The sequence below is a fragment of the Microvirga mediterraneensis genome (assembly GCF_013520865.1).
GTDB lineage: Bacteria > Pseudomonadota > Alphaproteobacteria > Rhizobiales > Beijerinckiaceae > Microvirga > Microvirga mediterraneensis.
The window spans coordinates 1-6,888 of the sequence record NZ_JACDXJ010000008.1 but is presented as its reverse complement, the minus strand read 5'-3'; the positions used below and the strand labels follow the sequence as shown (position 1 = coordinate 6,888).

Genomic DNA, 6,888 nt, shown 5'->3' with positions numbered 1-6,888 from the left:
CCGCCAGCCGGGTCCCGGCTCCATCCTTCTGCATAGATTGCCCCCTTCAACCGCCATTTCTCGCCGGTCTCCCGGTCTTTGACGGACACATACTCCCGACCCTGCCGGGTCACCTCCAGGCCGGCTTCCTCCAGCGCCCGTACGATCCCGGCCCGGTCCTGCACGTCGCCGGCCACAATCCGCTCCGACAGATAGCCGGTGATCGCCTCCCGGTCCGCCAGCCGCTCCGGGCGCTCCCGCACCGGCACCGCCTCGCGGGCGCGCTCCGGATCGTCCGGCCGCGCCCAGCCCTTCTCCCAGTTCAGCGCGTCCCGCAACGGATCGTAGAGCCGCTGCCAGCCCGGAGGGGCGATGTTGAGCGCCTTGCCGGTCGACAGCTCCACGCGTGGCACCACGAAGTGCAGCTCAACCCGGCTGCCCTCCGTGTGCTGATGGCGCACCCACAGGATGTCGTACTGATCCTCCTCCAGGCCGGCGAAGGCCGTGCACTCGAATTCGTCCATCACCTGGCGCTGATCGGCCGCGCTCGGCGCATCCTCGGCCGCGAAGCTGATCACCCCCGAGGTGTAGCGCCACTGCCGCGCGATGCCGTCGATCAGCTCGCACGTCCGCTCCGGGGTGCCCCGCAGCACGACCGGCGGCGCGGTCTCGCGGCCTTCGCCCTTGGTCACGTACTCGACCGGCCCGCGCCCGCTGCCGGTGCCACGGGCGAAGAACTTAATCAGCATGCGACGCCTCGACAGCCGCCCGTAACGTGGACAGCTCCCGGTCGATCTCGATCAGGCGCGCCACCACCGCCACCGCATCCGTGCCGCCCCGGTCGCGGTTGGCCCAGCGCGCGAGCTGGTTCAGGTTGTTGCCGATCAAGGCGAGCTGCCGCAGCAGCGCCGGGTCCACCGGCGGGCGCGAGCGCCGGCGCGGCGGCCGGGCCTCGTCCAGCGCCTGGCGCACCAGGCCGGATAGGCGCATGCCGGCTGCCTCGGCCTTGGCCTGCCAGCGGGCATGCTCCTCGGGGGAGGCGCGCACCTGCACCATCATGCGGCGGGGGGATCGGGTCGTCATGGGGCTCCTTGGTGGGGTTCGAAGGGGAGGCGTAGCCACCCCTCGACAGCCTCGCAGGCAGGACACGAAAGTGTCATGACAAGAGTAGGCTGGCTTAAAGCAACAATCCAGACGGTCGAGCCCGGTTGGACTGGGTCTTCAACAGCGTTCCGTAGACGGACTGGGACAATCGATTAAAGGTAGATTCCGGAACGTTTTCCTTTTTGGGCGATTAGTCCCCCAACCTCAGCCGGAACTCTCCGGCAGCTTCCACTCTGAACGTGAGTACATGATGAAGCCATCCCATCAGCTCGCCTTGGCGGGCCTCGCTACCCTTTTGTCCTCTGTCAGCGCCTTCGCCGCCGATCTTGGCCCTCATGCCATGGCCGGGAAGTCGCGCTATGCCAGTGCCGCTAGACAATGTACCCCAGCCGTCGCAAATCCCGCTGACTACACCAACTGCCGCCTGCACCGGGTGAGAGGTGAAGAGATCTGCCGCTGCCGGATCGCCCCTCCCGCTCAGCGGCTGGTCCAAACCCCTTTTGACCAGCCCGACTTGGTCACAGGCACAATCCCAGGAGCTCCGGGCTTTAGTACGCCTGGCCTGATCAACACGGATCGACCCAACGACGGGGGGCGACCGGACGGCGGATTTGCCTCGAACAATCCCCCTGGTGGCACGGTCCCCGGTGGGGGAACGCCAGGCGGCGGTTCCAACCCTGGCACTGGGAATCCAGGTTCAGGAAAACCGGGAGGTGGACATTCGGGAGGTCTGCCTAGCGGCGGTAACCCAGGTGGGGGCGGCTCAAGCGGTGGACAGCCAGGAGGCAGTGCGCCGGGTGGAGGCGTGAGCCCTGGTAACGGCACAAACCCAGGTGGTGGAACTAGCCCAGGCGGAGGAACGGAGCCTGGAACTGGGACGAATCCAGGCGGCGGAACACCTCCTGGTGGAGGGACCAACCCAGGCAGTGGCACAAACCCTGGTGGCGGCACGGACCCAGGAACTGGTGGTAATCCCGGCGGCGGCGGCAAGGGTGACGGAGGTCACGGCGGCGGCGGTCACGGTGGCGGCGGCAAGGGTGACGGAGGTCACGGCGGCGGCCACGGCGGCGGTCACGGTGGCGGCGGCAAGGGTGACGGAGGTCACGGCGGCGGCGGCAAGGGTGACGGAGGTCACGGCGGCGGCGGCAAGGGTGACGGCGGCCACGGCGGCGGCGGCAAGGGTGACGGAGGTCACGGCGGCGGCCACGGCGGTGGCGGCCACGGCGGCGGCGGCAAGGGTGACGGAGGTCACGGCGGCGGTCACGGTGGCGGCGGCAAGGGTGACGGAGGTCACGGCGGCGGCGGCAAGGGTGACGGCGGCCACGGCGGCGGCGGCAAGGGTGACGGAGGTCACGGCGGCGGCCACGGCGGTGGCGGCAAGGGTGACGGAGGTCACGGCGGCGGCCACGGCGGTGGCGGCAAGGGTGACGGAGGTCACGGCGGCGGCGGCAAGGGTGACGGCGGCCACGGCGGCGGCGGCAAGGGTGACGGAGGTCACGGCGGCGGCGGCAAGGGTGACGGCGGCCACGGCGGCGGCGGCAAGGGTGACGGAGGTCACGGCGGCGGTCACGGTGGCGGCGGCAAGGGTGACGGAGGTCACGGCGGCGGCCATGGCGGCGGTGGCTCCAAACGCTAACCCCAAGCCCGTCTTATGAATCGGCATGAGCCCTGCTGGCGTTCCAGCAGGGCTTGTCTATGCAGGGGGCGGCCAAGCCACGAAACAGCCTGTTTTGCCCGACAGAGCAGCACGCCCGCCGATTCATCCGTAAGGGCCGAAAGATCCTCTCAGCCACGCGAGGGCTCATGAGCTATGATGGGCACGACAGGCCTTACCCGAGATGGTTCCCTCCCGTGGTATGGATTGTGATCGCTATAATTGGTGCCGTCTTCCTGGCAGGCTGAAGCGAATGAGGCACGAAAAATCCCTCCCCAGCCCCGCTGGGGAGGGATCAGGCTCCAGAAGAAGATCCATCAATGCGTACCCTTCCAATGGGCAAGGGCGTAAATCGTTCCCTCTGCTGAGCGGCCGCCACCAACCCTCCCCCACTTTCTGGTTGCGTTCCATAAAACCCGTTCCGCGAAACCAGCCGCTTGAGCCGGGTCTGTTCCCCAGCCCGGTTCTACCTTTGGTTGCTCTAAATCTGGGTGTCCGCGAGGCGCTTACAATCGCCGTCGAAGCGCCGTCGACTCTGCCCGCTGCCCCCCGGCAGCCCTTGCAACAGATCGTTCAGGCGCAAACAGAGCCTTATTCTTAGAATCTGTATGCGTGGGGTACACAGATTTGCACCCTCCCCCCTGTGGGCTCAGGCGCAGCCAACTCCGCCATTCCGGCATGACGATCCGCACCACGTTCGGGGCGTTGCGCCAGGCGCTCTGTCGCCGCTCCTCGACCGTCACCAGGCCGAGCGCCTTGGCCTCGCGCAGGGCGTTGCGCACGGTCGTCTCCGACACCCCGGCCAGGGCCGCGATATGTGGCACCGTCAGGGTACAGGCTCCCCGCTTGATCACCTCCACGGCGACCACGGCCAACACGGACTGTTCCGCCATCGTGAACCGCATCGCGAGCCGCGGCGGCAGCCGCCCTGATGCGGTCCAGCGGCGCCGGCGCTCCAGGCTCTCTGGCGAGCGCGGACGCGAGCCCACCCGGCGCGGCAGGGGCTTGGATGGGCTAGGCAGAGCCAACTTGGCGTCGATCAGGGCCGACAGCTCTTCGGCCTCATCGTCGGTGACAAGCCGCTGGCCCCAAGCCCGCCAGAGGGTTTCGCGGATAGTGTTGAGTTGCACGCGCGGCGCAGCCGCGACGGCGCACCGGATCTGGTCGGATAAGGACATGCGTCCCCCTTCGGGTTGTTCAAACCCGTCGCAGGGGATGGCGCGTCATGCAGGCAAAGCTTCGCCGTTAGCGAAATCGCGATTTCGCTTGACGAGAGGCCAGCTTGTCGGGGAAGATCATGACGCCAATCTTAGATCTGTCCCCGGCAAGCCGGCGATATGCATGAGGCCCGCCCCTTCGGCGGGCTTTCGTGTTTTTAGGCTCCTGTGCGCCGCTGATTTGCAAATCAAAACAACAGCAACGCCATTGTGCATTGTGCCCCGGCGACTCGGCAGGGGTCAATGCCACGTTACAGGCTGGCCACAACCCGTTAAGACCCTCTTAACCACCGGATTTCCTACCGGCCCGGGTTGGCCTATATTGGGGGCATGAGCACCATGCATGCATTTCCAGAGCCTCAGCAGCTCGTCGGCACTTGGCGTCGGTTCGGCTTGGTCGGCCCGGTCTATGAAATCATCGAGGCCGGAGAGGAACGCCCAGACGGCAACCGGACGATGAAGGTCCGTGTCTTGGAAACCGGTGAGGAGGTTGAGTACAGTCTGCTCGACATTCTCGATGATCCCAAGGAGCGTTGATGTTCGCCATTGCCTTCGATCTCGTTGTGGCGGACACGGCGAACAACCACCCCAAGGGCGTCTCTCAGGCCTATACCGACATCGCCAATACCCTGTCGGGCTTTGGCTTCAACCGAGTGCAGGGCAGCCTCTACGTCTCGAACAGTGAGGATCTGGCCAACCTTTTCTCGGCCATCTCGGCCCTGAAGGGCCTGCCCTGGCTTCCCCAGAGCGTCAAGGATATCCGGGCGTTCCGGGTCGAGCAGTGGTCGGACTTCACCCGGTTTGTAAAAACCTGAGTTCCGGTCGAGGGTTGTGAACCGTTTCGAAACGTCTTGTTGAAACAATCCGAGACGCCTGTTCACCCCCTCTGAGACGGCCGAAACACTATGTTCTCCATGCTTGAAGCGGCCAAAGAGGCCGGAACGTCGAAAGCCTCGATTTGGCGGGCTATTAAGAGCGGCCGGCTCTCCGCCACCAAGCGCGACGATGGCACTTACGCCATCGATCCCGCAGAGCTGTTCCGGGTGTATCCGAAACGTCTCGCGGACAGCGGTTTGAAACAAACCGAGACGCCCCATGAGACAGGCGAGACGGCCGAAACAGAGGGTGTAACAGCCGCCAAAGCCGCCCTGGAGGTCGAGGTTCGCATGCTCCGGGAGATGATGCAGCGGATGGAGGAGGCCCATCACCGGGAACGTGAGGCGCTTCAGGGTGAGCGCGATGCTTGGAAGGCTCAGACGCAACACCTGCTGACCGATCAAAGACCCAGCCCGACAGGATGGCGGGCCTGGCTCAAGCGGTGAGCCTGAGCCAAGGCCGGATGATACTTCCTTACGGGTTCATCCGCGCGCGGAGCTCATCACGTGTCGTCTCGTCGATGTGGATTTCTTTGCCACTCGTCAGAAAAAGTGTGAAGAAATTTTCCAACTCTACGTCACGATGTCCTTTGCCAGGACCGAGGAACTCCGTGACTTTGCATGGATCGATGCTCTCGATTGTGGCGAGATTCACGTCCACCTCATACGGGTCTTTTCCAACCCCGTTGAAAGTCGGAAATCTATCGATCTGCCGCACATGAACGACAGAGCGATATCCAGTCAGTATCATTATTGCACTCCTTTTACAGGCCTGAGCAGCTCAAGGCTGCGCCACACGCATATAGCTTAAGTCCGCATCCTCGTGGCTCAATTGGCAGTCGCCGCAACATATACCGTTAACGCGAGGGGCCACCCCGGCCCCGTTGCCGCTGCCGCTGCCGCTGCACCTGACGGGCCTGCTCGGCCTCCAGTCGGGTTTCCGTAGTCGCGATCACCTTCGGCAAGGCCTCGAACTGCGCCACCTGCTGCGTCCGCTCCCGGCTCTCCCGCACGGTGAACTCGGCCGGCGTGCCGCCCTTCGCCTGCCACTCCCGATAACCGTGCAGCGCCGCCTTCGCCTGCTCCAGGGCCTTCCGCTCGGCCCCCTCCTGCTGTGAGGCCTGCGCCTGGCGCAGCGCCTCTACCGCCCGCCCGAACAGCTCACGCCGCTCCGCCTGGCGCTGCCGCGTCTCCCAGATCCGGTTCAGGGTTTCAAAATGCGATCCAAGTGACCGGAGAGCTTGCCGAGTTGATCGGACAAGCCCTTGGTAAAAGCCTCGGACATCGACAGCCGCTGCTCCAGCAGGTCGATCCGCGCCTGCTGCTGCTCGGAAGCGCTCACGGCCTGCCGCAACAGCTCCTGCAAGGCGATGGTGTCCCTCTGATACGCGTCGGAGACAGCTTTGAGCGAATGCAGAAGCTCGCGCTCGAGGGGTGTCAGTTGTTTCATGGCTCAATCCAGTTTCAGGCAGGGGCGGCTGCCGCAGGTCCACGGCGTCAGGGGCTTGCCCGCGAAACCCGCCGGTAGGATCAGGAATGTGCCTTCCTTCGCGCTCTGAAGGTCCAGCCCATGCGTGCTCGCCTTGAGCCGTTCCAGGGCCGCCGTCTCGTGGGCGGTCGCGGCGCGCAGGCTCTCCAGGTCGCTCCGCAGCCACGCCGTCACGCTCCAGAGCAAGGCCAAGGCTGTCAGGACGATCACGCTGCACCCCAAGGCGGTCCAGGCTGGCCAGCGCCTCTGCCTGGCCTCGATCTGCCGCATCTCGGCGCTCAGGGCCGTGATCTGCACCGCCACCGCGTCCGCCAAACTGCTTTTCATGGAAAGCAGCGCGGTCTTGGACTCGGCGCGCAAGCTGCTCGCGAGCTTGTTGAGCTCGTCGCGCGCGACGCTCTCGATCTCGTGCCGCTCGCTCTGCATCTGCGAGCGCAGACGATCCGCCAGCCGGGTCCCGGCTCCATCCTTCTGCATAGATTGCCCCCTTCAACCGCCATTTCTCGCCGGTCTCCCGGTCTTTGACGGACACATACTCCCGACCCTGCCGGGTCACCTCCAGGCCGGCTT

11 protein-coding genes are annotated in these 6,888 nt (G+C 65.5%); 3 read left to right on the top strand and 8 right to left on the bottom strand.

All coding sequences use genetic code 11. The annotated features are described in order from the left end of the window. The 4 genes from H0S73_RS25495 to H0S73_RS25480 all read right to left on the bottom strand — a co-directional run. The coding region (locus tag H0S73_RS25495; protein WP_181055024.1) for a relaxase family protein at positions 1–728 on the bottom strand (728 nt) is incomplete at its 3' end. Next, a complete protein-coding gene (locus H0S73_RS25490) occupies positions 718–1,062 on the bottom strand; it encodes a MobC family plasmid mobilization relaxosome protein (protein WP_181055023.1) in 345 nt (114 codons plus the stop codon). The genes H0S73_RS25490 and H0S73_RS25495, both read right to left, overlap by 11 nt. A 784-nt stretch (positions 1,063–1,846) precedes the next feature. After that, the gene (locus tag H0S73_RS26205; protein ID WP_181055022.1) at positions 1,847–2,746 is read right to left on the bottom strand and encodes a hypothetical protein; all 900 of its coding nucleotides are present in this window, start codon (positions 2,744–2,746) and stop codon (positions 1,847–1,849) included. Positions 2,747–3,243: 497 nt separating this feature from the next. Continuing rightward, on the bottom strand, positions 3,244–3,915 hold the full coding sequence (locus H0S73_RS25480) for a GntR family transcriptional regulator (RefSeq protein WP_181055021.1): 672 nt from the start codon (positions 3,913–3,915) through the stop codon (positions 3,244–3,246). 378 nt (positions 3,916–4,293) lie between these two features. Between H0S73_RS25480 and H0S73_RS25475 the strand changes: the two genes are divergently transcribed. The 3 genes from H0S73_RS25475 to H0S73_RS25465 all read left to right on the top strand — a co-directional run bounded on the left by H0S73_RS25475 (position 4,294) and on the right by H0S73_RS25465 (position 5,276). Then, on the top strand, positions 4,294–4,491 hold the full coding sequence (locus H0S73_RS25475; RefSeq protein ID WP_246389516.1) for a DUF5397 family protein: 198 nt from the start codon (positions 4,294–4,296) through the stop codon (positions 4,489–4,491). After that, positions 4,491–4,769 carry a virulence factor gene (locus tag H0S73_RS25470; protein ID WP_181055019.1) on the top strand — a complete coding sequence of 93 codons (279 nt, stop codon included), beginning with the start codon at positions 4,491–4,493 and terminating at the stop codon, positions 4,767–4,769. The genes H0S73_RS25475 and H0S73_RS25470 overlap by 1 nt, the downstream gene beginning before the upstream one ends. Positions 4,770–4,859: 90 nt before the next feature. Continuing rightward, positions 4,860–5,276 (top strand): DNA-binding protein, encoded by a 417-nt coding sequence (locus H0S73_RS25465; protein ID WP_181055018.1) that lies wholly within the window; start codon positions 4,860–4,862, stop codon positions 5,274–5,276. A gap of 28 nt (positions 5,277–5,304) precedes the next feature. On the opposite strand, the gene H0S73_RS25460 is transcribed toward H0S73_RS25465, so the two are convergent. The 4 genes from H0S73_RS25460 to H0S73_RS25445 form a co-directional block, all read right to left on the bottom strand. Beyond that, positions 5,305–5,580, bottom strand: a complete 276-nt coding sequence (locus H0S73_RS25460) for a hypothetical protein (protein ID WP_181055017.1) — start codon at positions 5,578–5,580, stop codon at positions 5,305–5,307. Between the two features lie 106 nt (positions 5,581–5,686). Further along, on the bottom strand, positions 5,687–5,842 hold the full coding sequence (locus H0S73_RS25455; protein WP_181055016.1) for a hypothetical protein: 156 nt from the start codon (positions 5,840–5,842) through the stop codon (positions 5,687–5,689). 191 nt (positions 5,843–6,033) lie between these two features. Beyond that, positions 6,034–6,279, bottom strand: coding sequence for a hypothetical protein (locus H0S73_RS25450; RefSeq protein WP_181055015.1), 246 nt, complete (start codon positions 6,277–6,279; stop codon positions 6,034–6,036). Between the two features lie 3 nt (positions 6,280–6,282). Continuing rightward, entirely contained in the window at positions 6,283–6,795 is a 513-nt protein-coding gene (locus H0S73_RS25445; protein WP_181055014.1) for a hypothetical protein, read from the bottom strand. Positions 6,796–6,888: the final 93 nt, after the last annotated feature.